This is a genomic window from Streptomyces sp. NPDC054765, assembly GCF_053612065.1.
On record NZ_JBSHBP010000019.1, the window covers coordinates 15,379 to 39,619 of the forward strand.

General features: G+C 72.2%; 18 protein-coding genes and 2 pseudogenes. 8 read left to right on the top strand and 12 right to left on the bottom strand.

Features of this window, described 5'->3' with window-relative positions; genetic code table 11:
* Positions 1–57: 57 nt before the first annotated feature.
* Positions 58–1,410 (bottom strand): ABC transporter substrate-binding protein, encoded by a 1,353-nt coding sequence (locus ACWGJY_RS14850; protein ID WP_453261197.1) that lies wholly within the window; start codon positions 1,408–1,410, stop codon positions 58–60.
* A gap of 117 nt (positions 1,411–1,527) precedes the next feature.
* On the opposite strand from ACWGJY_RS14850, the gene ACWGJY_RS14855 reads away from it, so the two are divergent.
* Together ACWGJY_RS14855 and purU are read left to right on the top strand one after the other, a co-directional pair.
* Positions 1,528–2,040 (top strand): SCO4402 family protein, encoded by a 513-nt coding sequence (locus ACWGJY_RS14855; protein WP_453261268.1) that lies wholly within the window; start codon positions 1,528–1,530, stop codon positions 2,038–2,040.
* Between the two features lie 32 nt (positions 2,041–2,072).
* On the top strand, positions 2,073–2,963 hold the full coding sequence (gene purU, locus ACWGJY_RS14860; RefSeq protein WP_453261198.1) for a formyltetrahydrofolate deformylase: 891 nt from the start codon (positions 2,073–2,075) through the stop codon (positions 2,961–2,963).
* Between the two features lie 113 nt (positions 2,964–3,076).
* Here the strand turns inward: purU and ACWGJY_RS14865 are convergent, their stop codons facing one another.
* Both ACWGJY_RS14865 and ACWGJY_RS14870 read right to left on the bottom strand, forming a co-directional pair.
* Positions 3,077–4,414, bottom strand: coding sequence for a zf-HC2 domain-containing protein (locus ACWGJY_RS14865; RefSeq protein WP_453261199.1), 1,338 nt, complete (start codon positions 4,412–4,414; stop codon positions 3,077–3,079).
* 137 nt (positions 4,415–4,551) lie between these two features.
* Positions 4,552–5,124, bottom strand: a pseudogene (locus tag ACWGJY_RS14870) (sigma-70 family RNA polymerase sigma factor); the annotation flags it as partial.
* A gap of 467 nt (positions 5,125–5,591) precedes the next feature.
* Here ACWGJY_RS14870 and ACWGJY_RS14875 point away from each other — a divergent pair.
* On the top strand, positions 5,592–5,966 hold the full coding sequence (locus ACWGJY_RS14875) for an STAS domain-containing protein (RefSeq protein ID WP_030087372.1): 375 nt from the start codon (positions 5,592–5,594) through the stop codon (positions 5,964–5,966).
* 223 nt (positions 5,967–6,189) lie between these two features.
* Here ACWGJY_RS14875 and ACWGJY_RS14880 read toward each other — a convergent pair whose 3' ends face one another.
* The 6 genes from ACWGJY_RS14880 to ACWGJY_RS14905 all read right to left on the bottom strand — a co-directional run bounded on the left by ACWGJY_RS14880 (position 6,190) and on the right by ACWGJY_RS14905 (position 11,991).
* The gene (locus ACWGJY_RS14880; protein ID WP_453261269.1) at positions 6,190–7,320 is read right to left on the bottom strand and encodes a sensor histidine kinase; all 1,131 of its coding nucleotides are present in this window, start codon (positions 7,318–7,320) and stop codon (positions 6,190–6,192) included.
* A gap of 167 nt (positions 7,321–7,487) precedes the next feature.
* Positions 7,488–8,150: a response regulator gene (locus ACWGJY_RS14885; RefSeq protein WP_453261200.1), complete on the bottom strand. Its 663-nt coding sequence runs from the start codon at positions 8,148–8,150 to the stop codon at positions 7,488–7,490.
* 336 nt (positions 8,151–8,486) lie between these two features.
* On the bottom strand, positions 8,487–8,825 hold the full coding sequence (locus ACWGJY_RS14890) for a hypothetical protein (RefSeq protein ID WP_453261201.1): 339 nt from the start codon (positions 8,823–8,825) through the stop codon (positions 8,487–8,489).
* A gap of 227 nt (positions 8,826–9,052) precedes the next feature.
* A complete protein-coding gene (locus ACWGJY_RS14895; RefSeq protein ID WP_453261202.1) occupies positions 9,053–10,267 on the bottom strand; it encodes a helix-turn-helix domain-containing protein in 1,215 nt (404 codons plus the stop codon).
* 61 nt (positions 10,268–10,328) lie between these two features.
* Positions 10,329–11,375 carry a hypothetical protein gene (locus tag ACWGJY_RS14900; protein ID WP_453261203.1) on the bottom strand — a complete coding sequence of 349 codons (1,047 nt, stop codon included), beginning with the start codon at positions 11,373–11,375 and terminating at the stop codon, positions 10,329–10,331.
* Between the two features lie 145 nt (positions 11,376–11,520).
* Positions 11,521–11,991, bottom strand: coding sequence for a hypothetical protein (locus ACWGJY_RS14905; protein ID WP_453261204.1), 471 nt, complete (start codon positions 11,989–11,991; stop codon positions 11,521–11,523).
* A 108-nt stretch (positions 11,992–12,099) separates the two neighbouring features.
* Between ACWGJY_RS14905 and ACWGJY_RS14910 the strand changes: the two genes are divergently transcribed.
* From ACWGJY_RS14910 to ACWGJY_RS14920, 3 genes are all read left to right on the top strand, one after another.
* A complete protein-coding gene (locus ACWGJY_RS14910; RefSeq protein ID WP_453261205.1) occupies positions 12,100–14,277 on the top strand; it encodes a serine/threonine-protein kinase in 2,178 nt (725 codons plus the stop codon).
* A gap of 130 nt (positions 14,278–14,407) precedes the next feature.
* Positions 14,408–16,132, top strand: a complete 1,725-nt coding sequence (locus ACWGJY_RS14915; RefSeq protein WP_453261206.1) for a succinic semialdehyde dehydrogenase — start codon at positions 14,408–14,410, stop codon at positions 16,130–16,132.
* A 200-nt stretch (positions 16,133–16,332) separates the two neighbouring features.
* Positions 16,333–18,114, top strand: a complete 1,782-nt coding sequence (locus tag ACWGJY_RS14920) for a GMC oxidoreductase (RefSeq protein ID WP_453261270.1) — start codon at positions 16,333–16,335, stop codon at positions 18,112–18,114.
* A 930-nt stretch (positions 18,115–19,044) separates the two neighbouring features.
* On the opposite strand, the gene ACWGJY_RS14925 is transcribed toward ACWGJY_RS14920, so the two are convergent.
* Entirely contained in the window at positions 19,045–19,356 is a 312-nt protein-coding gene (locus ACWGJY_RS14925; protein WP_453261207.1) for a chorismate mutase, read from the bottom strand.
* A 251-nt stretch (positions 19,357–19,607) separates the two neighbouring features.
* Here ACWGJY_RS14925 and guaA point away from each other — a divergent pair, with 251 nt between their 5' ends.
* Both guaA and ACWGJY_RS14935 read left to right on the top strand, forming a co-directional pair.
* Positions 19,608–21,194 carry a glutamine-hydrolyzing GMP synthase gene (gene guaA, locus ACWGJY_RS14930; RefSeq protein WP_453261208.1) on the top strand — a complete coding sequence of 529 codons (1,587 nt, stop codon included), beginning with the start codon at positions 19,608–19,610 and terminating at the stop codon, positions 21,192–21,194.
* 329 nt (positions 21,195–21,523) lie between these two features.
* Positions 21,524–22,315 (top strand): annotated as a pseudogene (locus tag ACWGJY_RS14935) (class II aldolase/adducin family protein); the annotation flags it as partial.
* A gap of 83 nt (positions 22,316–22,398) precedes the next feature.
* Here ACWGJY_RS14935 and ACWGJY_RS14940 read toward each other — a convergent pair.
* Together ACWGJY_RS14940 and ACWGJY_RS14945 are read right to left on the bottom strand one after the other, a co-directional pair.
* Positions 22,399–23,157, bottom strand: coding sequence for a bestrophin-like domain (locus ACWGJY_RS14940; RefSeq protein ID WP_453261209.1), 759 nt, complete (start codon positions 23,155–23,157; stop codon positions 22,399–22,401).
* A 9-nt stretch (positions 23,158–23,166) separates the two neighbouring features.
* Positions 23,167–23,766 carry a hypothetical protein gene (locus tag ACWGJY_RS14945; protein ID WP_453261210.1) on the bottom strand — a complete coding sequence of 200 codons (600 nt, stop codon included), beginning with the start codon at positions 23,764–23,766 and terminating at the stop codon, positions 23,167–23,169.
* Between the last annotated feature and the right edge of the window lie 475 nt (positions 23,767–24,241).

The window sequence follows — 24,241 nt, forward strand, 5'->3', positions numbered from 1 at the left end:
CCGCCCCGCCCCGCCTGCCCTGCCGGGTGCGCCGGCTCCGGCCGGCCGGCCGCCCGCTCAGCTGTCCGTACGCCGCCGCTCCAGCGTCTCGGCGACGTTCACGAAGCCGTCCTGGGCGGAGACCAACTCGCCGTCCCGTACGACCTGGTAGGTCACCATCCCGTTCACGATGCGCGGGAAGTCCTGGACGGCCAGCATGTCGCTGTCCCGCCAGCGCAGCTTCGGGGTCAGTCCGCCGGTGTCGATGGCGTGGTCGCCGCGGTCCAGGGTCGTCTGCAGGGCGTGCGAGGTGATGTCCTCGACCCCCGCGTCGTCGAGCTGCCCGATCAGGGCGCGCAGCACGGTGTAGGCGATCCAGGTCGTCTGGACGCCCTGGTCGGCCGGGTCGATGCGGTTGTCGCCGAAGGCGAAGTCGTTGATGACCTCGCGCATCGGATTCCAGCGCGGATCATGGGCGACCGGATACCAGCCGGTGATGTCCGCGTCCTCCAGCGGCCCGGAGGTGCCGCCCGTACGGTTCAGCAGTGACTGGCCGACGCTGCCCAGGACGGAGGCGACCTGGACCTTGGGGCTTTCCTCCTGCAGCCGCCGGAACGAGTCGAAGAACGTGTCCGTGTGGTCGCCGAGCGAGGCGGTCACACAGGAGCCCGGCGCCTTTCCGCCGGCCGCCGCCGTGCCGTAGAGGGCCGGATCGGCGCCCACGCCGTCCAGCGCGCGGTGCACCTCGGACGAGTAGTCGGTACCGTCCTCGGGCGCCTTGATGTCCTTGGCCGGGTGCCGACTGCCGCTCTCCAGGCCGGAGTTGAGCAGCGAGGGCATCTGGTCACCCTGGATGGTGTCCGGGCGGACCAGCGCGACGCGCTTGCAGTCGCGGGCCAGCTGGCGGCCGTTCCCGGCGAGCAGGGAGGCCTGGCCGCCGTTGACGGGGTAGGAAAGGGGGCTCTCGAACTCCTCGTCCGAGGCGCCGTAGCCGCCGATGAAGGGGATGCCCTTGACCTCCAGCGGCGACATGAACGAGCGGCCGAACTGGCTGTACGAGCCGACGACGGCGACCGCGCCCTCGTCCACCGCGCGCTGGGCGCAGTGCGCCGCGGTCACCGAGTCGTTGTGCTCGTTGCAGGTCAGCACCTTCAGCTGATGGCCCTTGATGCCGCCTCGGGAGTTGACCCAGCGGGCGTAGGCCTGCGCCATCGCCGGCATACCCGGCATATTGGTCGCATTGGTCGCCTCGGGGGCCCAGGTCATCACCGTGACCGGCGCCTTCCCCCCGGAGCCCGCAGCGGCCCCGGCGAGGGAGCCGCAGCCCGAGAGCAGTGACGCGAGAGCCGCCGTGCATACCGCCGCCGACACGGTCGCGACCGCGGGGGCGGAGGAGAAGGGGCGGGGGAAGGAGCGTCGCCGTCCGGTCATGGCACAGCAGCCTTCCGGCCTGCCCGGAACGGGTTGGTGACGACGTGGCAATGGCCGGTGACGTAGAGGTGAACTCCGGGGGGCCGCTTGAGATCGTTGGTGAAGAACGTACGATCCATTGCTGTGCAAGGTTCGGAGAAGTCTTCCCGTCGCGGCCGCCGCTCGACCACCATGGGCGGTATGCCACTCAACGACATGCCGTGGTGGCGCTGGCGCAGCAATGTGCGCTCCGCGCTGCACATGCTCTCCGACCCGGCCTTCCAGCAGGAGGCCTGGCTGACCGGCCTGCCCGGGTACGGAGATGTCACCGACGCCGTCTACCGGCTCGTCGAGGACACCTGGCTGGACAACTGGTCCGCCGAGAAGTACGTCGGCACGATCTTCCGGGACTCCCAGGAGGCCCAGCTCGTCGATGCCGCCGTGCTCCGGGTGCTGCGGATCATGCACCAGGTCGGCGCGGACGCCCCGGTGACCGCGTACATGGCGCACCAGGGCTGGCCGGAGGCCGTCCATGCGGCCCGTGAGGCCCATGTGCAGCTGGCGACCGCGGACGGCGAGGACCCCGATGCCGCGCCACGCTCGCTGGAGGCGCTGGCCATCATGACCGGTCAGGCGGACGCCCCGGCCTGACCTGCCCGGCAGATGTGCGACCCTATGAGGTCATGAGCGAGTCGCAGCCCACCCAGCCCGGTCAGCACGATCGGAACGATCAGTACGTCCTCACCCTGTCCTGCCCGGACAAGCAGGGGATCGTGCACGCCGTCTCCAGCTACCTCTTCATCACCGGCTGCAACATCGAGGACAGCCAGCAGTTCGGCGACCGCGACACCGGGCTGTTCTTCATGCGGGTCCACTTCAGTGCGGACACCTCGGTGAGCGTCGACAAGCTGCGGGCCAGCTTCGCGGCGGTGGGCGACTCGTTCGGCATGGACTGGCAGATCCACCGGGCCGACGAGAAGATGCGGATCGTCCTGATGGTGTCCAAGTTCGGGCACTGCCTCAATGACCTGCTCTTCCGCTCCCGGATCGGCGCGCTGCCGGTAGAGATCGCGGCCGTGGTCTCCAACCACACGGACTTCGCCGAGCTGGTCGGCTCGTACGACATCCCCTTCCATCACATTCCGGTCACCCGCGACTCCAAGGCCCAGGCCGAGGCGCAGCTGCTGGAGCTGGTGGCGGCGGAGAACGTCGAGCTGGTGGTGCTCGCCCGCTATATGCAGGTGCTCTCCGACGATCTGTGCAAGGCGCTGTCCGGCCGGATCATCAACATCCACCACTCCTTCCTCCCGAGCTTCAAGGGCGCCAAGCCGTACCACCAGGCGCACGCCCGCGGTGTGAAGCTGATCGGTGCCACCGCGCACTACGTGACCGCCGACCTCGACGAGGGGCCGATCATCGAGCAGGAGGTCGAGCGCGTCGGTCATGAGGTCACACCGGACCAGCTCGTGGCGATCGGCCGGGATGTCGAGTGCCAGGCGCTGGCACGCGCGGTGAAGTGGCACAGCGAGCGGCGGGTGCTGCTCAACGGCAGCCGGACGGTCGTCTTCGGGTAGGCGCCGGTCAGGGCCCGCCCGGCCGGCACGGAAGGCCGGACCGGCCGGGTGAGGGGGCCTGTCGGGCCCGGTGAGGGGGCCTGTCCGGCCCTGATCCGCTGCCGGGCCCCGGCTCAGAGGCGGGACAGCGACGCGGTCGCGAAGAGCACATCGCGGATCGCGTCGCGTTCGCCGCGCTGGCCCGCGGCGGCCTCCTCGGGGGAGATGTGGCCGGCGGCGAGCTGGCAGAACTCGGCGCTGTCCAGCGCGATATGCGCGACCGTGCGGTCCGGGGTGCCGAGGGCGGCCGGCGAGTCCAGCGCTATGTACCAGTGGCCGCCGCCGTTGCCCTCGATCTCCAGATGGAGCGTACGGCCCGGGGCGCCCGCCTCGACCAGCCGCTGCGGCGGCGCGGCGAGCCCGGCCCGCCGACGGCCGGCCAGCGCGCTGGGCAGCAGCCGGGCGGCGAGGTCGACCATCCGGTGGAGATGCGCGGCGGCCGGGGGCACATACGGATAGTCCACCGCCTCCGCGATATCGCCGGCATGCACCCAGCACTCGAAGGCGCGGTCCAGGAAGGCGTCGCGCAGCGTGAGCCGGAACGCCCCGTACGGCACGGCGAGTTCGGCGACCTTGTCGCCGGCGAACGACACCTGCCGTATCAGCGCATAGCTCTGGTCGCGCCATGGTGCATGGAGGGCGAGCGGGCTGCGCTCCTCGTCCGGCGCCCGCCAGAACGTTTCCGTACGGACGAGAGGGCCCGGGGTGCCCGGCGGGGCGGCCGTGCCGAGCGGGTCGGGCAGCCCGAGTGCCGTCGCGACCAGGCCGTCCACGGCCATCAGATGCCCTATGACGCCGGCGACGGTGGTTTCCCGCTCGACCGGGCGCTCGCCCTCGAACCAGCGCAGCCGCACCGGAGCACGCCACTCCGCCTCGCCCATGTCCCGCAGCAGCGCGTCGAGTTTGGCGGTCTCCGCGTCGTACGGCGTCGCCCACTCGGGCACCGGGATACGGGCCGGGCGGCGGCCGAGACAGCCCTCCAGCACACGGGAGCGCAGCAGCGGATCGAGGTCGAGGCTGTCGGCGGGGTGCAGCAGTCCGACGGCGTCGCGCAGCCGCAGCGCTTCGTCCGCGCAGGAGGCGCAGTCGGTCAGATGCGCCTCGACGGCGGCCGTCTCCTCGGCGGAGCAGGCCGACAGTGCCCAGGCGCCGAGCAGCGACTTGAGGACCCGGTGCGGCGGGCCGGGCGGCGTCACGGGGAGGGGCGCGGGAGCGGGCAGTCCGCTCACGGGCCCGGCTTCCGGTTCGCGGGGGCCGCCGCCGGTGTCGTCCACCGGCTCGGGGACGACTGCGGGCGGGGCGTCCGGGAGCGGGCCGTGGTCCTCGGCGGCGGTGCGTGGTGAGGGTATCCGCGGCCGTTCACCGGGGCTGTCCGGCAGCGCGTGGCCGTCCCACTCGTCCGGGCCGTTCACAGGGCCCGTCCATGGCCCGGACCGGGTGGTGCGGAGGTACCCGGGCCGGTGTGCCGGGTGTGCGGCGGGCGTGGTCCGCGGGGAGCGTGTGGTGTCTGCGGCGCATGGGGTGAGGCGGATCCGGCGCGCGGGGTGGACGCGGCGCGGTGGGCGGGCGGCAGGGCCTGGTGGTTGTGGGCGGTGGACAGCAGTTGCAGGCCCAGGCGGAGCCGACGCCGGGCCTCGTCCTCCGTGACACCGAGGTCGGCGGCGGTCTGGCGGTAGTCCCGGCGCTGGAAGTAGGCCAGCTCCAGGGCGGCCCGCAGGGGTGCGGGCATGGACGTGACGATGAAGTCGGCGCGGGCGGCGGTGGAGGCCTCGCGGATCTTCTGCTCCATTTCGGCGGGCGCGGGGGCGTCGGGCCCGCAGTCGCGTGCCGAGGCGGCCTCGGTCTGGCGCAGCCGATGGACGGCCTGATGGCGGGTGACGCCGGCGACCCAGGAGCGCAGCGGGCCCTGCTTGGGGTCATAGGAATCCGGGTGCTCCCAGACGTAGGCGAACACTTCGCGGGTGACGCGGTCGGCGGCGTCCTCGTCGTCCAGGACGCGGTAGGCGAGGCTGTGCACCAGAGAGGCGAAGCGGTCATAGAGCTCGCCCAGCGCGGCCGCCTCGCCGTGGGCGAGCCGCTGCTGCATCCGTCTGTCCCACCGCGGTGGGGCGTCGTGTCCCATCGGATCCCCATCCCTGCCCGTCGCCTCCGGGCTCACACCTCGGCCATCACTCCTGCACCCGCGCGCGGCTCGGATCCGTGTGCACCCTCACCGCCGTCCACCGTGCCATCGAATGTAATGCGCGGGTCTGACAACGCACGCTCCTTTGCGGCAAACCGAGCCCTGAGAAGTACGGGGATGGTAAAGCCCTGACGACGGATGCCCGCGCTTTGTGGTGATAATGCCCGATCACGACTGATCGATGTGGATCGTTCATGTCCGTATGGGGCGATGTGTTATCCGTGTGTGACCGAATGTCGGCGAAGGACGGGCGTCGCAGGGGCATAGCCTTAGGCGGACGGCCTGTTGCGCCAAGGATTCGGAAGAGTTTCAGGGGAGAGGGGCCGGGCAGTCGAGGCGGGGGAGGATGAGTTCCGGATGCGGTCCGTGTTCATCCGGTACGAAAGCGAGCGAAAGGCTTCGAGCGCGTGTCGTTGAAGGTGGCAGAGGACGAAAAGGGCCCGTGGGCCGTACTCCAGGTGTCCGGTGAAATGGACCTGGTCACGTCACCCGCGGTGCGCCAGCATGTGCACGACGCGGTGGCGGACGGCCGGAGATCTCTGGTGCTCGATCTCTCCGAGGTGCGGTTCTGCGATTCCAGCGGCGTCGGCGTGCTGATCGCCGCCCGTCGTCTGATGCGCTCCTGTCAGGGGCGGCTGCGGCTGATCCTCCCCGCTCAGGGCGCCGTGGACGGCTCGCACGTCAACCGCGTGCTGGCCGCTCTGGGCGTGCGCCGGCTCTTCGAGGTCTACCCGGACCTGCGCACCGCCGTCGACGAGGCCGCCGCACCGCTCTCCGCCTGACATCCCCGGCCCCGGCCCCGGTCCCGGCCTGACGCCCCCGGTCTCCACCTGAGACCTCGGTCTCCGCCGGGCACCTCCGGGACGCGGCCCCCGACAGGAAGCCCCGCCCCCGGGAAGTCCCCTCGGGAAGTCCCCCGGAAGTCCCTCCCGGGATGCGCCCCTTCTTCCCCTTCTTCCTCACCCGAGCCATGCCGCTCACCTTCCCTCCCCGCGCGGAAGCGATCTACCCCGCTCCGTAAGGGAATTCCGCCCGCACGACGAAGCCGCCGTCGGAGGTGTGCCGCGCCTCCAGCGTCCCGCCGAGGCTCTGGGCGCGCTCGCGCAGCCCCACCAGACCGTGTCCGCCCCCGGGAAGCGCGGGGACCGTCGCCGTCGCGTCCGGCGGCCCGTTCCGTATCTCCACCCGCAGCCCGTGCGCCGTACGGCCCTCGCCGGCCGCCTCCGCCCCGTCCGCGCCCTCACCCCGGACCGTGTCCACCGGATCCACCCGCACCCGCACCCGCGCTCCGGGGGCGTGCTTGCGGATGTTGGTGAGCGCCTCTTGGACCGTACGGAACGCCGCCCGCTCCACCGTCTTCGCGCCACCGGCACCGCCACCGCCACCGGCACCGGCCACCACGCCGCCCTCGTACGTCACGTCCAGCGCGCTCATCTCGATCAGCCGCGGCAGTTCCTCCAGATCGGGCTGGGGCGCCAGGCCCCGCGCCTCCGCCGCCTCGCCGCCGTCCGCCCGCAGCACGCCCACCATGTGCCGCAGCTCCTCCAGCGTCCGTACGGACAGCTCGCGGATCGTCCTGGCACCCGCGCGCGCCTCCGCGTCCTCCGTGCTGACCTGCACGGCACCCGCCTGCAGGCTGATCAGGCTGACCTGGTGGGCCACCACGTCATGCATCTCACGGGCGAGCCGGGCGCGTTCGGTGGTCTTGACCCGGTCCGCGAGCAGCCGGTCCTCGCGGCGCAGGCTGCGGGTCAGATCCTCGACGCGGGACGCCAGTTCCCGGCGGGTGCGCACCAGCAGGCCCAGGGCGATCGGCGCGGCCGAGGTCACGCTCGCGTCGATCAGCACCAGGGTGTTCTCGCGGTACGCGGTGAGTTCGAAGTCGGAGATCGGATACGGCAGGAAGTGCGCGGCGATCAGCAGCAGCGCGCAGATCGCGAGCCGGGCCCGGCCGGGCCGGCGGGCGGCCAGTGTGTAGAGCGCGATCATCGGCGCGAACCAGATGTAGCCGATGTAGAGCCCGGGGAGGGTGACGAGGAAGACCAGCAGCGGCAAGCGCCGACGCATCAGCAGGGCCGCCGCGGCCACCACCGAGACGCCCAGCTCCAGGTCGAACTCGACACCGTTGACCAGCATCGCGTCGGCGACCGCGAGCAGCACCGGGACCGCCGGCGGAGCAGCCCGGCGCAGCCGCCGCCCCACCGCCCCGCGCCCCACCGCCCGCCGCACCCCGGCACCGCGTCCCGCCGCCCCGGGGCCGGGCGTCCGCAGGCCGCCGCTTTTGCCGCGCCCGCCGCCGGCTCTCACCACGCCCCCCGGGGACCGCCCGCCACCAGACCCGCGCGGTCGGCGACGATGGCCGCCTGGATGCGGTTTATCCCGCCCAGTTTGCCCAGCAGGGCGCGCACATGGTCCTTGACCGTACTGGGGGCGAGCCCCATCCGGTCGGCTATCTGGGCGTTGCCCAGTCCCTCCCCGAGCAGGGCGAGCACCTCCGACTCCCGCGGAGTCAGCCCGCTCACCGCCCGGTTCGCGGCTGCCTGGTCCTCGGCGGTCAGATAGCCCCCGATCACCGCCCGGGTGACGCCCGGGTCGAGCACACTGCCACCCGCCGCCAGCGTCCGTACGGCCCGTACGAGTTGTTCCGGATCGGAGTCCTTGAGCAGAAATCCGGCCGCGCCCTCGCGCAGCGCCGCCGTCAGATACTCCTGGGCGTCGAAGGTGGTCAGCATCGCCACCGCGGGCGGCACCGGCGCGGCACGCAGCCGGCGCAGGACGGTCAGCCCGTCCACGTCCGGCATCCGGATGTCCAGCAGCACGACGTCGGCCGCGCACCGCAGTACGGTCTCCACGGCCTCGGCGCCACCGCAGTCCGCGACCATCTCGATGTCCGGGTCGGTCCCCAGAATCATCCGCAGTCCGGATCTGACGAGCCGCTCGTCGTCCACCACAGCGACACGGATCACCGGCCGCCCCTTTCTCCTTCGCACCCACCCCAGTCGGCGGAACCACCCGGCGCTGCGCGGTTCCGCTTCCCTGTCACACGGGACCGCCGCTCGGCGGGCCCGCACCCCCGCCGAGCGGCGGGGGTGAGCCCGCGACCTCTGGAGGATGCCGCGGGTACGCTCCCGCGGGCAGAGTTGTTCACATGCTGCACCACTGAAGAGGCCACAAGCCCAGGACGCGTTGCAGTTCACATCGGCGGCCGCCGCGACCCCCACACGCGGCGGCCGCTTCGCGCGTGCGGGGGCGTTCCGGAGGGGGATCTCCCCCGCACGCCCGGAAAGCGCCCCGGTGATTCCTCAAAACCCCAGGTCAAGTGGGGTTTCGTCGTTTCCTGGCCGCATCTTTCGGCTATGGGCGACCCGTACGGCGTCCCGCAGCGCGGCGCTGAGCTGAGCCGACAAAAACCGCAACTGCCGCGCGTCCACGGCCGGGTCGTCGATCAGCGCCTGTGCATGGTCCAGGAGTCCGGCTCCCATCCTGAGTTGGATCGCCTCGATCCGGTCGGCGCGCCTGGAGACGGGGCCGTCGTCCCGGTCCGTGAGGAGGTAACAGGGTTTGCCGTCGGTTCCGGTCCAGGGGGGCAGGCGGGGGGTGGGAGGCGTGGGAGGCGTGGGGGGCGTGGGAGGCGTGCTCATCGGGCGGCCTCCGGTTGTGCGTTGTGGTCCTGGGGCCGAAGGCGGCAGCGGACGGGGAGTCCGTGCGTCACGTAGGTCTGCTTTCGTCGGGTGGGCATGCCCCGGCCGCCCGGCGTGGCGGCGGGGTCCGTCGTTCCTGACGGTGCGGCCACGTTAGGCAGCGGCCCGCGGGCCGGACAGTGACGTGCCGTGCCACTTTCTGCGGGAGCTGGGACGCCACGTCCTACCTACCCGTCGAGGCCGAGCCGGTCGGCGAGTTCCGTGAGCGGAGAGGTGCGCCGTCGCTCGCGGTTGCGGAGGTCGGCCACCAGCCGGCGGCTCGTGGAGTGATAGCGCATCCACTCCGGTGCGGTGCGCTCAGCGGTCAGCAGGGCCTGGAGCGCGCCGTCGTCCTTGTGCAGATCGGAGAAGGCCAGGGCACGGTCCACGTGGAACCGCGCACGCCAGGTCGGCGGCAGCGCGTGCAGCTCGGGCACGGTGCGCGACGCGCGCAGCGCCTCGGCGCTCTCCTCCATCTCCACCAGGAAGTTGACCTTGGCAACGCCCACGTTGGTCGGGCCGAACGGCGTCGCGTAGTCGAGGCGGTCCGTGCCGATCCCGGCCGCTGCCGCACTCGCCAGGGCGAGCAGGTCCCGTACGGTGTCGCGCCGCTCCAGACGGACCGCGGCCGTTGCCGCGCGGAGCAGCAGGATGCCCCACAGGGCCAGCTCGACCGGCGGGGAACGGAATCCGGGCTCGATGCGTTCGGCGGCGTGCAGCGCGACCCGTTCGGCGTCGGCCAGCCGCCCCTGCTTGGTGAGCACCCAGGCAAGGCTGGAGAAGCCGACGGTCTCCAGGTGAGGGTCGTCTCCCCTGACCGCCGCCGCCATCGACCGTTCGAGGGCGGTGAAGGCAGCGTCCTCCTTGCCCAGCGCCGTCAGCGTGGTCGCGGCGACCTGATAGGCCTCGGCCAGCACCGAGTGGGCCGCGGCGGCCTCGGTCCCGGTGGTGGCGCGGGCGGCTGCCTTGGCGTCCCTGATCAACTGCGGCAGCAGCGCCCCGATTTCCGCCATCCGGCCGTCGCGTCGAATGCGCTGCGTCGACCGCAGGGAGGCCTGCAACGCCGCGATGCCGGGGGGATCCTCCGGGTCCGGATCGTCGCCCAGCAGGTCGGACACCGGCGAGATGGCCTGGCGCAGCGCCAGGACGGAGGGCTGTTCGCCCTCACTGCGCACCTCGAAGGTGGCAGGCTGCCCGACGAGCGCGGACGGTTCCACGTCCAGGGCTCTGGCCAGCGCGTTGAGCGTCGTCAGCCGTGCCGTCCGGCGTACGCCCTGTTCGAGTTTGCGGACGATGTCGACGCACAGACCCGCCCGCTCGGCGAGGCCCTCCTGCGTCAGCTTCCGCCGTGCGCGCAGCCGGGCGATGCGCTCACCGATGCCGGGTTCCTCGTACAACTCCATGGCCACCCCCGCGGGAAGGACGTAGCGACCACGCTACGCCCGTGCGCGGCGGGCCCCGCCCCTACAGCCCCCCGTTCCGCCCCACCGCCGCCGCCCGGACCCCCTCCGTCCGCGCCCCTCCGTACGGGCCGGAGCCGACGCCGGTGGCCAGTACGACCACCGAGGTCATGGCCGCCAGGGCGTAGGCCGTCGTGGCGAGCGACAGGGCGCCCTCGGGGGTCTCGAAGGAGCGGTTGAAGAAGTCCGTCACGGTCAGCCAGACGACCGTCCGCACCGTCACGTACAGCTCCAGCGCCGCGAACACCAGCAGCGCGCCGCGCACTTCCCGCCGGCCGCGGAAGGCCAGCACGCCGAGGACGAAGAGCACGAGCACCGATCCGACGGTGGTGAACTCGCCGGGTGCCGCCAGGTCGAGGGCGCCCCGTACCGCACCGTCGACCACGCCGCGCAGATAGTGGCCCGCGTTCACCCCGGGGGTCGTCAGATCGCGGACGGCCCAGCCGATGCGTGCCAGGCCCATCAACACGAACAGCACCCCGCAGATCCGGGACGAGCGGCGCCACCAGGCTTCCGGGGCGTCCGCCCCCCGCGCGGGCGGGTGTTCGCCGCGCCGGCGCTCGGTGGCCGGGAACAGCGCGAAGAGTACGACCAGCGCCACCAACAGCCCCAGACCGCGGGTGGCGAGCACCCAGCCGCCCAACGGGTCGTGGCGGTACTGGTCGACGTAGGCGGTGTCGAGGAATCCCACGCCCTCCCGCAGGGAGACGGCGAGGAGTACGAATCCGGACAGCAGCGCCGCGGAGCGCGCCACCCGCCGCTGCGCCAGAGCCAGCCCGGCGATCACCAGGAACGCGACGGTGAAGGCCCATTCGTAGGGGCCGAGGATCTGGGTCGCGGGAGAGGCGCCCGGGCTGAACAGGCCCTCCAGGAAGTCCCAGGCGTTGCCGTCCCCTTGGGCGATGCCATAGACCGTCCATGCGGCCAGGACGCCGGAGTAGAGGGCCAGGGACAGGGCGGTCGCGAGGTAGGCGCCGCTGTGCTCGGGGGCGGCCCGGCCCGGGTGGGGGCCGGGACGGACATCCACCGTTCCGCCGTCCTGCATCACCATGACCGACCCCCGATCCGCCTCTCGCAGCCGCCGTACCGGTCGTTCCCGTACGACAGCCTCACTGTGTCAAGGACGGCGGGAGAGCAGGTGGAGGTTCCACCCCGTGTGTCGTGGGGTCCGTACGTCCCGTGGCCCGGTTCGGTGATCAGCGCACATGCCGGGCGGTGGCCGCGATGAAGTCCCGTATGCCCTGGCGGGTGGTGGCCCGCAGTGCGGTGAGGGCCTCCCGGTCGGGGGCCCAGTGCAGCTCGGTCGTCGCCGCCATCACCTGCTCGCTGCTGTCGAGTATCTCCGGATCGTCGGTCACCATCTGGGCCCGGAACATGGCCTCTTGGGCCGTGTAGCGGGTCTTGTACACCTCCTCGCGCAGTTCCGGGGAGTCCTCGTCGCAGCGGTCCTCCTCGTTGCGGACGAACCAGCGGTGGACGAGGACCCGCCGGTAGTCCAGCAGCGCCCCCGCGTACGCGCAGTACGCATCGATCCGCTCCTGCCGCAGCCGCTCCGCGCGGGCGAACTGCTCGCTGCGCTCGGCCGCCCGGCTCTGGAAGAAGTGGGTGATGCCGGAACCCAGCAGGGTGCCTATGACGGCCACGACGCTTGCGACAACTGCCTCCATGGGAGCAGTGGATCACAGCGGCCCGAGGCGGCGTCAGGGGATGGGCGACCATGGCCGGTCCGTGCGGCGCGCCCTTCCGGAGGAGGGCCGGTGCGGCAAGATGGGGCCATGGGGACCACCGGGGGCGAGGGCCGACTGATCGGTGGCCGGTACCGCCTGGGCGTGCGGCTGGGACGTGGCGGAATGGGTACCGTCTGGCGCGCCACCGATGAGCTGCTGAGGCGTCAAGTCGCGGTGAAGGAGCTGTACTCGGACGAGGGGGCGACGGAGGCCGACGCGCGGGTGCAGCGCGAGCGGGCGATGCGGGAGGCACGGACGGTCGCCCGGATCACGCATCCCCATGTGATCGTCGTTCATGACGTCGTCGAGCAGGACGGGCGGCCGTGGATCGTGATGGAGCTGGTGGAGGGCCCGTCGCTGGCCGACCGGCTGCAAAGCGGCGGGCCGGTCGCGCCGCGCGAGGCGGCCCGGATCGGCGTCGCGCTGCTGGGCGCGTTGCGGGCCGCGCACGCCCTCGGGGTGCTGCACCGCGACATCAAGCCCGCCAATGTACTGATGGAGCCGGGCAGCGGCCGGGTCGTGCTCACCGACTTCGGTATCGCCCAGGTCCCCGGCGTCACGACGCTGACCGACGCCGGCGGCTTCGTCGGCTCGCCCGAATACACCGCGCCGGAGCGGATGGCCGGCCGCGGCACCGGCCCCGAGGCCGACCTCTGGTCGCTCGGGGTGCTCCTGTGCGTGGCGCTCAGCGGTGAATCGCCGTTCCACCGCGACTCATTGGGCGGTGTGCTGGATGCCGTCGTGTCCGACGCGATCGAACTCCCGGAGGCGGCCCGCCCGTTGCACGCCGTGGTGAATGGCCTGCTGGAGCGGGATACGGGGCGGCGCCTGGGGGCCGGCGAGACGGAGCGGCTGCTGCGCGGCTATCTGCGGTCGGGCCGGGCCCCGGAGCGCGGGCCGGACGGGCACGGGGGGCACGGCGGGCACGGCGGGCACGGGCCGGGCCGTGGCCATGGCCGTGGTCACCGTGGCGGTCACGGAGGCGGTCATGGAGGCGGTCATGGAGGCGGTCATGGAGACGGTCACGGTCACGGAGGTGGTGGGGTCGCGGGCCGCGCCGCGGAGGCGGAGGCGGTGGCGGGGGCGGGGCCCGGTGGCCCGCCGGGGCCGGGCCGCCCGGCCCGGCCGGGTGGGTCCCGCCCCGGCGAGCCGGTGGTTCCGCGCCCTCCCGGCCCCGACGTCCACGCCCCCCTGTACGACGGACCCGGCGACGGCTTACCCGGCGATCATCCGCCCGGCGACCACCCGCCCAGCGAGGACCCCTTGGCCACAGGTGCGCCGCCCGCGGCCCCGGCACGGCCGGGCCGGGCGTCCGCCGGAGGCCGGGCCGGGCGGCCGGGGAGACGGCCGGAAGGCCGAGGCCCGGCCGCACCGCTCCGTGCCGCGCTCGACGACCGGGCGCTGGCCGCGGCCGCCCGCCCGCACACCGGCCGCACCCGCACCGTCCTCCTGGTCGCGCTCGCGGCGGTGATGATCGGCGGCGCGGGCGCGGGCCTCGCCGTCCTGCTGATGCACCGGAGCGGGGCCGATGACGGCTCCGGCAGGCACAGCCGGCCCGGCCGGTCCCAGCAGGCCTCGGACGCCGGGCCGGCGCGGCCCACCGCCGCGCTCCCGTCGTCGCCGTCCCCCGGTGCCGCCCCCAAGCCCCCCAAGGCACCCAAAGTCCCCAAAGTCCCCGCCGGATATCGCCTCGTCCACGACCCGGCCGGCTTTGTGCTCGCCGTACCGGACGGCTTCACCCGCTCCCACGAGAGCGGCCGCCGCGTCTTCTACTCCTCCCGGGGCGAGCGGTTCCGGATCGGTGTCCAGCTGCAGAAGCGGGTGCCGGAGGGGCCGCTGAGCGCGATGCGTACGGCGGATGCGCAGGGCCCCGCCCACTACCGCGGCTACCGTCAGGGGCGGGTCACCGAGACCACCCACGACGGACTCCCCGCCGGGCGCTGGGAGTTCATCCGGGACGGTGGCGCGCAGGACGGTGGCACGCAGGGCGGCGGCGCGCAGGACGGTGGCACGCAGGGCGGCGGTGCGCAGACCGGTGGTGCGCAGACCGGTGGTGCGCAGACCGGCGGTGCGCGGGACGGCGGCCCCCGGTACATCTGCGACCTCAGCTGGGACGAGGGCGGCACGATGATCGACGTATGGATCTCCTCGCCGGCCGGCTCCCGCACCGAGGCCGCACGCCACCTCGGCGCCGCGCTCGACGCCTTCCGGCTGACCGGGGCGTGACCCCGGGCCTCCCGGTCGCCCCAGACCAGCGCCCTTGCGGCCAGCGAACACTGGCACGGTTGTGCGTACGGCGTGAAAACTCGTTACTCCCGGGTACACAAAGCGTCCGGGGAGGAATACGCTCGCCGACATGACGGACTCGCAGGACACCGGAACAGTCGCCTCCGCCGCCGACGAGGCCCCCGCCGAGGCCCCCGCAGCCCCCGCTCCCGCCGAGGCCCCCGCGGCGCCCACCGACGGCAACCCGGTCGCTCCGGTCCCGGCGGGCGTCCGTACCGCAGCGGACGTGGTCACCCCCGAGGTCGTCGCCCGGCTCACCCGTTGCGTGGTCGCCGGGGGGACCTCCCGTTCGAGCGCAGCCGGGAGTGGGGGAGGCCGTACCGCCAACCACACCCCGTTCACCGGGGAGAAGCTGGCCGATCTTCCCGAGTCCACCCCCGAGGACGTGGCCACCGCCTTCGAGCGGGCCCGCGCCGCCCAGGAACGCTGGGCCAAGGTCCCCGTCAAGCAGCGCGCCGCGGTCCTCCTCCGCTTCCACGACCTGGTGCTGCGCCGCCAGGCCGAGGTGCTCGACCTGATCCAGCTGGAGACCGGCAAGGCGCGGCTGCACGCCCATGAGGAGGTGCAGGCGGTCACCCTCACCGCCCGCCACTACGGCCGCAAGGCCCATGCCTACCTCAAGCCCAAGGCGCGCACCGGCGTCGTACCGACCCTCACCAAGGTCACCGAACTCCGCCGGCCCCGTGGCGTCGTCGGGCAGATCGCCCCCTGGAACTACCCCTTCGAGCTGTCCGTGGGCGACGCCCTGCCGGCCTTCGTCGCGGGCAACGCCGTCGTCATGAAGCCCGACACGGAGACCGCGCTGACCGCGCTGTGGGCCCGTGAGCAGCTCATCGAGGCCGGGTTGCCGGAGGACGTCTGGCAGGTCGTGCTCGGCGAGGGCCCGGTCGTCGGCCCCGCCGTCGTCGAGCACGCCGACTACGTCTCCTTCACCGGCTCGACCCGTACGGGCCGCGAGGTCGCCCAGGGTGCCGCCGCCCGGCTGGTCGGCGTCTCCCTCGAACTCGGCGGCAAGAACGCCATGCTGGTGCTCCAGGACGCCGATGTGGAGAAGGCCGCTTCCGGCGCCGTCCGCGGCTGCTTCTCCTCGGCCGGCCAGCTGTGCATCTCCATCGAGCGGCTGTACGTCCACGAGTCGATCGCCGACGACTTCCTCCAGCGTTTCGCCGCCCGTACGAAGGCGATGCGGCTGGGCAACGCCCTCGCCTACGGCGCCGACATGGGCTCACTGGTCGGTGAACGCCAGCTGGAGACCGTCACCCGCCATGTCGAGGAGGCCGTCGCCAAGGGCGCCGAGCTGGTCGCCGGCGGCCGCCCGCGTCCCGACATCGGCCCGCTGTTCTACGAGCCGACCATCCTCGACGGCGTCCAGGCCCCCATGGCGGTCTGCGGTGAGGAGACCTTCGGCCCGGTCGTCTCGATCTACCGGTTCAGCGACGAGGACGAGGCGGTGGCGCTCGCCAACGCCACACCGTACGGCCTGAATTCCAGCGTCTGGACCAAGGACGGCCGCCGCGGCCGCGCGGTCGCCGCCCGGCTGCGCACGGGCACGGTCAACGTCAACGAGTCCTATGCGGCCGGCTACGGCAGCGTCCAGGCGCCGATGGGCGGCATGGGCGACTCGGGTCTGGGCCGCCGGCACGGCTCCGAGGGCATCCTCAAGTACACCGAGGCACAGACCGTCGCCCACCAGCGGCTGATGCCGCTCGCGCCGTCCTTCGGGATGACCGACGAGAAGTACGCACAGTTCATGACCCGCAGCCTGCGCGCGATGAAGGCGCTCCGACTCCGCTAACACCTCAGCAGGGAGAGCCAGTGCCCCAGGAGAACTCTGCCCGGAATCAGGACGCGAACGGCGGCGGCCGGGACGCCCGGGACGCCCATGGCATCCATGACGCCCAGGACACTCACGGCGTCCACGACACTCACGGCGTCCACGACACCCATGACGCCCATGACGCCCATGACGCCCACGCCGACGGGTACGACTACGACGTGCTCGTCGTCGGCTCCGGCTTCGGCGGCTCGGTCTCCGCGCTCCGGCTGACCGAGAAGGGCTACCGCGTCGGCGTCCTCGAAGCCGGCCGCCGCTTCACCCGTCAGACACTGCCGAAGAACTCCTGGGACACCCGCAACTATCTGTGGGCCCCGGCGCTCGGCTGCTACGGCATCCAGCGGGTCCATCTGCTCGGCAACGTCATGGTGCTCGCCGGCGCCGGAGTCGGCGGGGGTTCGCTCAACTACGCCAACACCCTCTACGTCCCCCCGAAACAGTTCTTCGAGGACCAGCAGTGGGGACATATCACCGACTGGCAGGCGGAGCTGGCGCCGTACTACGACCAGGCCCGGCGCATGCTGGGGGTGCGCCTCAACCCGACGATGACGCCCTCCGACGTGCACCTCAAGGAGGCCGCCGGGAAGATGGGCGTCGGCGACTCCTTCCACCTCGCGCCGGTGGGCGTCTTCTTCGGGGACGGCCGGGACGCCGTCAGCGGGGAGGAGACCGGGACGTCGAAGACCGCGCCGGGCACGGAAGTTCCCGATCCGTACTTCGGCGGCAAGGGCCCGGCCCGTAAGGCGTGCACGGAGTGCGGGGAGTGCATGACCGGGTGCCGGCACGGCGCCAAGAACACCCTCAACGAGAACTATCTCCACCTCGCCGAGCAGGCCGGCGCTGTCATCCACCCCATGACCTCGGTCGTCACCGTCACCGAGGACTCCCGCGGCGGTTTCGCCGTCGCCACCCTGCCCACCGACGACAAACGCCGGGGCCGGGGCCGTACCTTCACCGCCCGCCGGGTCGTCATCGCGGCCGGGACGTACGGCACCCAGACCCTGCTGCACAAGATGAAGGACAGCGGGCTGCTCCCCGGCCTGTCCGCCCGGCTCGGCGAGCTGACCCGGACGAACTCCGAGGCGCTGGTGGGCGCGCTGACCGACAACCGCCGCTACCGCAAACGGCACGGCACCAAGGCCGACTTCACCCGCGGGGTCGCGATCACCTCGTCCATCCACCCCAACGCCAACACCCATATCGAGCCGGTCCGTTACGGCAAGGGCTCGAACGCGATGGGCGCCCTGTCCATCCTCCAGGTGCCGCTGGCCGGCCGCGGCTCGCGCGCCGCCCGGTGGGCCGCGAAGTGCGTACGGCACCCGGTGCTGCTGCTGCGCTCGCTCTCCAACCGCCGCTGGTCCGAGCGCACCATCATCGGCCTGGTGATGCAGTCGCTGGACAACTCCCTGACGACCTACCGCAAGCCGGACGGCATCGGGAAGGGCCTGCTCACCGCCCGCCAGGGCCATGGCGCGCCGAACCCCGAGCAGATCCCCGAGGCGACCGCGGCCGCCACCCTGCTCGCCCAGGAGATCAACGGCTTCGCGGGCAGCAATGTCGGCGAGCTGATGGGGACACCGCTGACCGCGCACTTCCTGGGCGGCTGCCCGATCGGTGAGGACGCCGACCACGGTGTCATCGACCCGTACCACCGCCTCCACGGCTACCCGGGGATCTCGGTCGTGGACGGCGCCGCGGTCTCCGCCAACCTCGGCGTCAACCCGTCCCTGACCATCACCGCACAGGCCGAGCGCGCGATGTCGCTGTGGCCCAACAAGGGTGAGCCGGACCCGCGCCCCGCCCAGGGCCGCGCCTACCAGCGGCTGGCGCCCGTCGAGCCGGTCCGCCCCGCTGTCCCCCGCACGGCATTCGGCGCGCTGAACCTGCCGTTCCTGGCCGTCCCGCCGGTACCGCCGGTCCCGCCGAAGAAGTCCCTCACCTAGGAGGCCGGCCGGGGCCTACGGGGCCTACGGGGCCGGCCGGTGCCGGGGAAGATTGCGGGTACATGACCCGCCATGGCCAAAAAAGGGTGTCCACTCAACTGGAAATGCTGCCGTGATGCCAGCCACATCCGTCACACCAGCCTCACGGGCTCCGCAAAGGCCGCACACAGGGAAGGTTCGGAGGCAGCCGTGTGCCGGGCGCACTCCCTGCACAGCGAAGGGCCCCGGATACCGTCCGCGAGGGGGGTGCGGACGGCCACGGGGCCCTTTGCTTTCGGTGCCGGCGTCAGGGCAGCGCCGGCACCGACGGGCGGCGCTGGGGGGGGGGAGCGCCGCTGGCTTTTGGGGTGCTGCGTGAGGGTGCGGATGCCGCGAGGGCCGGACCCATGGCAGTGCAGAAGTCCGTACCGGATGCGGTAGGTCGTTCGTCAGGCATCGTCCTGGATACGCCTCACCTGGCGCAACCGTTTCGACCGGATGCGGTCGGTCCCGGGCGTCCCCAGGACCGACCACCCCATCGGATGTGACCGGGCTGCTGTCCCCTGCTGACCGGCCACGGCACCGGAACGAGGTCCCACGACGCGGACCGCGGCTGGCGGCCGGCGTCTCATCGCTCCGGGTTTCCGCCCGTGGGGCGGCGTCTACGCGTAGTCCTGCAGGCCGCGCCTGGCTGGCGTGGCACCGGGAACAACGAAGCCTCGCAGCGGCCGGTCACGCGCCGTACGGGTGAGTCGGCAACCGAACGCAGATCCGGCAGCTGCGCCGGGGCGCGTGCGCCTTTGCCGCGCGCCCCAGCCGCCCCAAAACCGACCACATACCGTCCAGATCCAGCCACCCGGTGGCCCCGGGCCTGCCCGACGTGCTGCCCGCCCGACGTGCTGCCGCCTGACGCACTACCGCCGCCCGACGGGCTCCCCGCCTCCTGCCGCCTCAGATCTGGCCGCGGGACAGCTCCAGCAGGGTCATCGCCAGCGCGGTGCCCGGCTTGCCGAGCTGGTCGCGGTAGTGGGCGAGGATCTCCATCTCGCGGGAGAGGTTCACCCTCCGCCCGCCGGAGGTGAGGCGCTCGCGCTGGATGACGGCCGAGACGGCCATCCGTTCCTGTACGAGGCCGATGATCCGGCCGTCGAGATCGTCGATCCGCTGCCGGGCGTCCGTGATGATCCCGGCCGCCTCGGGGGTACGGGCGCCGGTGCCGGGGGCGGCCGAGGGGGCGGGGGCGGTGGTGGTCTCGGTGCTCATGTCCGTATCTCCTGGGGTGAGTGGCCCCGGAGCCGATGACCGGTCCTGACAGACGCAGGCGCCCCGGACCTTTTCGGCCCGGGGCGCCTGGGAAGTTGCTTGTCAGTGGATCAAGCAGCACGACCATGGCAGCCGGTCGGGCCGGTGCCATAGGTAAAGACGAAGGTCAGCTGCTTGGACATGGGGCCAAGTATGAGCCCGTTAGAATCGAAAGTCCAACCCCTGCTCCACACCGCCGGAAGGCCGCCGAAGTGCCATCAGCGCCCCCTGCCGCTGCCCCGGACGTCGTCCTCGTAGTCGACTTCGGCGCACAGTACGCCCAGCTCATCGCCCGACGGGTCCGTGAGGCCCGGGTCTACAGCGAGATCGTGCCGTCCACCATGCCGGTGGCGGAGATGCTCGCCAAGAACCCCAAGGCGATCATCCTCTCCGGCGGCCCCTCGTCGGTCTACGCCGAAGACGCCCCCAGCCTGGACCGCTCACTGTTCGAGGCCGGTATCCCGGTCTTCGGCATGTGCTACGGATTCCAGCTCATGGCCATCACCCTCGGTGGCACCGTCGACAACACCGGCGCCCGTGAGTACGGCCGTACCCCTCTGACCGTCTCCCGCCCCGGCTCCACCCTCTTCGAGGGCACCCCCGCCGAGCAGTCGGTGTGGATGTCGCACGGCGACGCCTGTTCCGCCGCTCCCGAGGGCTTCACGGTCACCGCGTCCACGGACGTCGTGCCGGTCGCCGCCTTCGAGAACGACGAGAAGAAGCTCTACGGCGTCCAGTACCACCCCGAGGTCATGCACTCCACGCACGGCCAGCAGGTCCTGGAGCACTTCCTCTACCGCGGTGCGGGTATCGAGCCGAACTGGACCACCACCAGCGTGGTCGAGGAGCAGGTCGCCGCGATCCGCGCCCAGGTCGGCACCAAGCGCGCGATTTGCGGGCTGTCCGGCGGCGTGGACTCCGCGGTGGCCGCCGCCCTCGTCCAGAAGGCCATCGGTGACCAGCTGACCTGCGTCTACGTCGACCACGGCCTGATGCGCAAGGGCGAGTCCGAGCAGGTCGAGAAGGACTTCGTGGCCGCCACCGGCGTCCAGCTGAAGGTCGTCGACGCCGAGGAGCGCTTCCTGAACGCGCTGGCCGGGGTCAGCGACCCCGAGCAGAAGCGGAAGATCATCGGGCGCGAGTTCATCCGCGTCTTCGAGCAGGCCCAGGCCGAGCTGGTTGCCGAGGCCGGCGCCGAGGGCGAGGAAGTCGCCTTCCTGGTCCAGGGCACGCTCTACCCGGACATCGTCGAGTCCGGCGGCGGCACGGGCACCGCCAACATCAAGTCGCACCACAATGTGGGCGGGCTCCCCGACGACATCGAGTTCAAGCTCGTCGAGCCGCTGCGGCAGCTGTTCAAGGACGAGGTCCGGATGGTCGGATCCGAGCTGGGCCTGCCGGACGAGATCGTCCACCGCCAGCCGTTCCCCGGCCCCGGCCTGGGCATCCGGATCGTCGGCGAGGTCACCAAGGAGCGGCTGGACCTGCTGCGCGAGGCCGACGCCATCGCCCGCGAGGAGCTGACCGCGGCCGGTCTGGACCGCGAGATCTGGCAGTGCCCGGTGGTCCTGCTCGCCGATGTCCGCTCGGTCGGCGTCCAGGGCGACGGCCGGACGTACGGCCACCCGATCGTGCTGCGCCCGGTCTCCTCCGAGGACGCGATGACCGCGGACTGGACGCGGATGCCGTACGACGTGCTGGCGCGGATCTCCACCCGCATCACCAACGAGGTCGCCGACGTCAACCGCGTCGTCCTCGATGTCACCAGCAAGCCGCCGGGCACCATCGAGTGGGAGTGATCCCACCGGCCGGGGCGGAGTGATCCGGCCCGCCGGGCCGGGGTGATTCCACCGACGCCTGATGACGCCGCCGCCCGGTCCGCCGGGCGGCGGCGTTGTCGTTGTCGTTGGTGCTGGTGCTGGTGCTGGTGTTGAGGGTCGCCCGGACCCAGCAGCGACGGGCCGTCCGGGCGGCCGCGTGGGGCCCTCATGGTGCCCCTTCTGCTGCCGCTCCTGGAGGCCTCATCGTGCAGGTCGGGGCATTCGTGCCGGTCGTGCCCCTGGCTACCTGCGGTAGTGGAAGGTAGCTTCCGCATCGAGCATCAAGTGCCGTACGTGCCAGGAGGAGAGCCGCGATGCCCGAGCCGACCCCGATACCCACCGACCAGCTGCAGTTCGCGATGCCGCCGACGCACCAGACCGTCGAGGATGCACGGTGCCACCGCAAGGAACGCCTGGTCGCGGCCCTGCGTCTCTTCGGGCGCCTGGGCTTCGAGGAGGGCGTCGCGGGCCATATCACCGCGCGCGACCCGGAGTTCCCCCACTGCTTCTGGGTCAATCCCTTCGGGATGTCGTTCCGGCACATCACGGTCAGCGACCTGCTCTTGGTGAACGCGGAGGGGAAGGTCGTCGAGGGCCGCCACCACGTCAACCAGGCGGCGTTCGCCATTCATGCCCAGGTCCACCGGGCCCGTCCCGACGTCGTCGCGGCGGCCCACAGCCACTCCACGTACGGCCGGGCGCTGTCCTCGCTGGGGGAGTTGCTGGACCCGATCACCCAGGACGTCTGTGCGTTCTACGAGGACCATGCGCTCTTCGACGACTACACAGGTGTGGTGGTGGACGAGGAGGAAGGCCGGCGGATCGCGGCGGCCCTCGGGCCGCACAAGGCCGTGATCCTGCGAAACCACGGCCTGTTGACGGTCGGCGACTCGGTGGACGCGGCGGCGTGGTGGTTCGTCACGATGGAGCGGTCCTGCCAGGTCCAGCTGACCGCGAAGGCCGCCGGCAAGCCGGTCCTGATCGACCACCACCATGCGGTCCGCACCCGCGAACAGCTGGGCAACGACCTGGTGGCCTGGATCAACTACCAGCCGCTGTACCAGCAGATCGCGCGCAGCGAGCCGGATCTCTTCGGGTAACTGTATTTCTTCGGGCAGCCGGTTCCCGGTGTACCGGCGGGGCCCGGCGGGACGGTTGTCGTTCCGCCGGGCCCCGCTCCGTCTCACGGATGCGGGAACAGATCGAGGAACGGTGCGGCGGTGGCGGCAATGCCGCGGCTGAACGGTGCGTCGAAGTCCCAGACGAGGAACAGCAGGAACGCGATCAGCGCGCTGAACAGTCCGGCCATCAGCAACTCCCGCCCCGAACGCCGGATCTGCAGGGTGAACATCACGCCGATCGAAATGGCACCACCGGCGATCAGCCCGAACCACACCACGCCCGGCAGCGTCGAATCGGCCGCGTCCGCACGGGCGGTGCGGGCCCCGTCGGCCACCGCGACCTGGTCGACGAGCGGCTGGTAGGACTGCCCTTCGTAGTCGTTGCGCGGGTGGTAGTCGGTGACGTCCGCCCGCACCTTCGCCAGCAGTTCGGTGCCTTGCCCGGTCAGTTTTCCCTTCTCGGCCATCACGGGCCACTCCGTGTGCACCACGTACGACACATAGGTGCCGACGTCCGTGCGGATCCGGTCCCGCACCGGCGCGGGGTAGGCCCGTGCCCGCGCGCTGACCTCGTGCAGCGCCTGTGCCTCGGTCCGTACGGTGTCCTCGGCCGCGCTTCTGGCCTCCCACACACCGGCGATGGCCAGGCCCAGCACGATCGCGTAGACCACCCCCACCATCATCGTCAGATACTCGATCACATCGGGTGTTTCGGTCGGGTCGTACCCCTCGCTGACCCGGCGTTCCTTGAGGACGGTGATGGTCAGGACGACGCCACAGGAAGCGACCATGGCGAGGGTCAGTACCAGCCATTGCGACATGGAGACCTCCTACGAGGAACGGCGCCCGGCGGAACCGGACGAGGAGCTCGAACGGGGACGGAGGGCGGCGCCGGCCAGCACGGCCGGGGTGGTGATCAGCAAGGTCGTGGTCACCACGGAGCGCCCGGCGCGTGGTTTGCGGGACACCGGCGCATAGCTGTGGGGCAGGGCGGGTGGAGGTGACACCGGGCGGCGGACAAGCGGCTTGGGTTTGGGCTTGGGTGTGGGTGTGGGCTCGGGCGCGGGCTTGATTGGCGGCGTCGCGGGGCGGGCGCGGGGGGCGGGGGGTGGCGGTGGTGGCGGTGGTGTCGGCCGGGTCTTGGGGGCGGGCGGTGGTGGTGGTGCGGGCTTCGGGCTCCGTGGGCGGGGCGCCGGCGCATGGGTGGGAGGCGGTGGGGGCTTGGTCGCCGTACAGGGGAAATGCCAGCCGCGGGGCATGGGGAAGCCGGTCGGTACGTCCACGGGCGGCGCGGTCCCGGCGTAGGCGCAGTTGTCGCCGGCGGCCGGGAGGTGGTGCCGGTCGTGGGCGGTCGCCGACGGCGCGGTGGCGAGCAGCGCGGCGGCCCCGGTCAGCAGGAGGAGCGCGCCGGCGGCCAGCAGCCCGGCCACCGGACGCCGGAAACCACCGAGGGGGCGCGGGGGCCGGGCGGCCAGGTGCCGGTGCGTGCGGAGTCGGGGGGGAAGGGGGAGGGGTCCGGTGGGTCGTTGCGGTCCGGCCGGGGCCCGCCGGCCATCCGGTCCCCGCCGGCCATCCGGTTCCCGCCCGTTCGGCGTTTTCGGTCCGTTCGGTCCGTTCGGTTCGTTCGGCTTGCCCGGTCCGTGCGGCTCGTTCGGTCCGTTCGGTCCGTTCGGACTGCCCGGTCCGCCCGGCTCGTTCGGTCCGTTCGCGCCCTCCTGATGTCTGTCCAGGTCATCGCGGTTGTGCGATCCGTAAGGTCCGTCTATTTGGCACACGGCGAGAGCTTGCGCAGCGCACGGACCGCTCAGCCGTCGCCGTGCCCCGGTTCGCCCGAATAGGGGAAGGCCCGGGGCTGAGTGGTCGGCTGTCGGTCGGATGTGCGGATGTCCGCGTACACCGGTACGG

Excerpts from the sequence above, each read along its gene's own strand:
- ACWGJY_RS14850 (WP_453261197.1), bottom strand. The coding sequence starts at position 1,410 with ATGACCGGACGGCGACGCTCCTTCCCCCGCCCCTTCTCCTCCGCCCCC.
- purU (WP_453261198.1), top strand. The coding sequence starts at position 2,073 with ATGAGCGAGTCGCAGCCCACCCAGCCCGGTCAGCACGATCGGAACGAT.
- ACWGJY_RS14880 (WP_453261269.1), bottom strand. The coding sequence starts at position 7,320 with ATGCTGGTCAACGGTGTCGAGTTCGACCTGGAGCTGGGCGTCTCGGTG.
- ACWGJY_RS14890 (WP_453261201.1), bottom strand. The coding sequence starts at position 8,825 with ATGAGCACGCCTCCCACGCCCCCCACGCCTCCCACGCCTCCCACCCCC.
- ACWGJY_RS14895 (WP_453261202.1), bottom strand. The coding sequence starts at position 10,267 with ATGGAGTTGTACGAGGAACCCGGCATCGGTGAGCGCATCGCCCGGCTG.
- ACWGJY_RS14900 (WP_453261203.1), bottom strand. The coding sequence starts at position 11,375 with ATGGTGATGCAGGACGGCGGAACGGTGGATGTCCGTCCCGGCCCCCAC.
- ACWGJY_RS14905 (WP_453261204.1), bottom strand. The coding sequence starts at position 11,991 with ATGGAGGCAGTTGTCGCAAGCGTCGTGGCCGTCATAGGCACCCTGCTG.
- ACWGJY_RS14910 (WP_453261205.1), top strand. The coding sequence starts at position 12,100 with ATGGGGACCACCGGGGGCGAGGGCCGACTGATCGGTGGCCGGTACCGC.
- ACWGJY_RS14915 (WP_453261206.1), top strand. The coding sequence starts at position 14,408 with ATGACGGACTCGCAGGACACCGGAACAGTCGCCTCCGCCGCCGACGAG.
- ACWGJY_RS14925 (WP_453261207.1), bottom strand. The coding sequence starts at position 19,356 with ATGAGCACCGAGACCACCACCGCCCCCGCCCCCTCGGCCGCCCCCGGC.
- ACWGJY_RS14940 (WP_453261209.1), bottom strand. The coding sequence starts at position 23,157 with ATGTCGCAATGGCTGGTACTGACCCTCGCCATGGTCGCTTCCTGTGGC.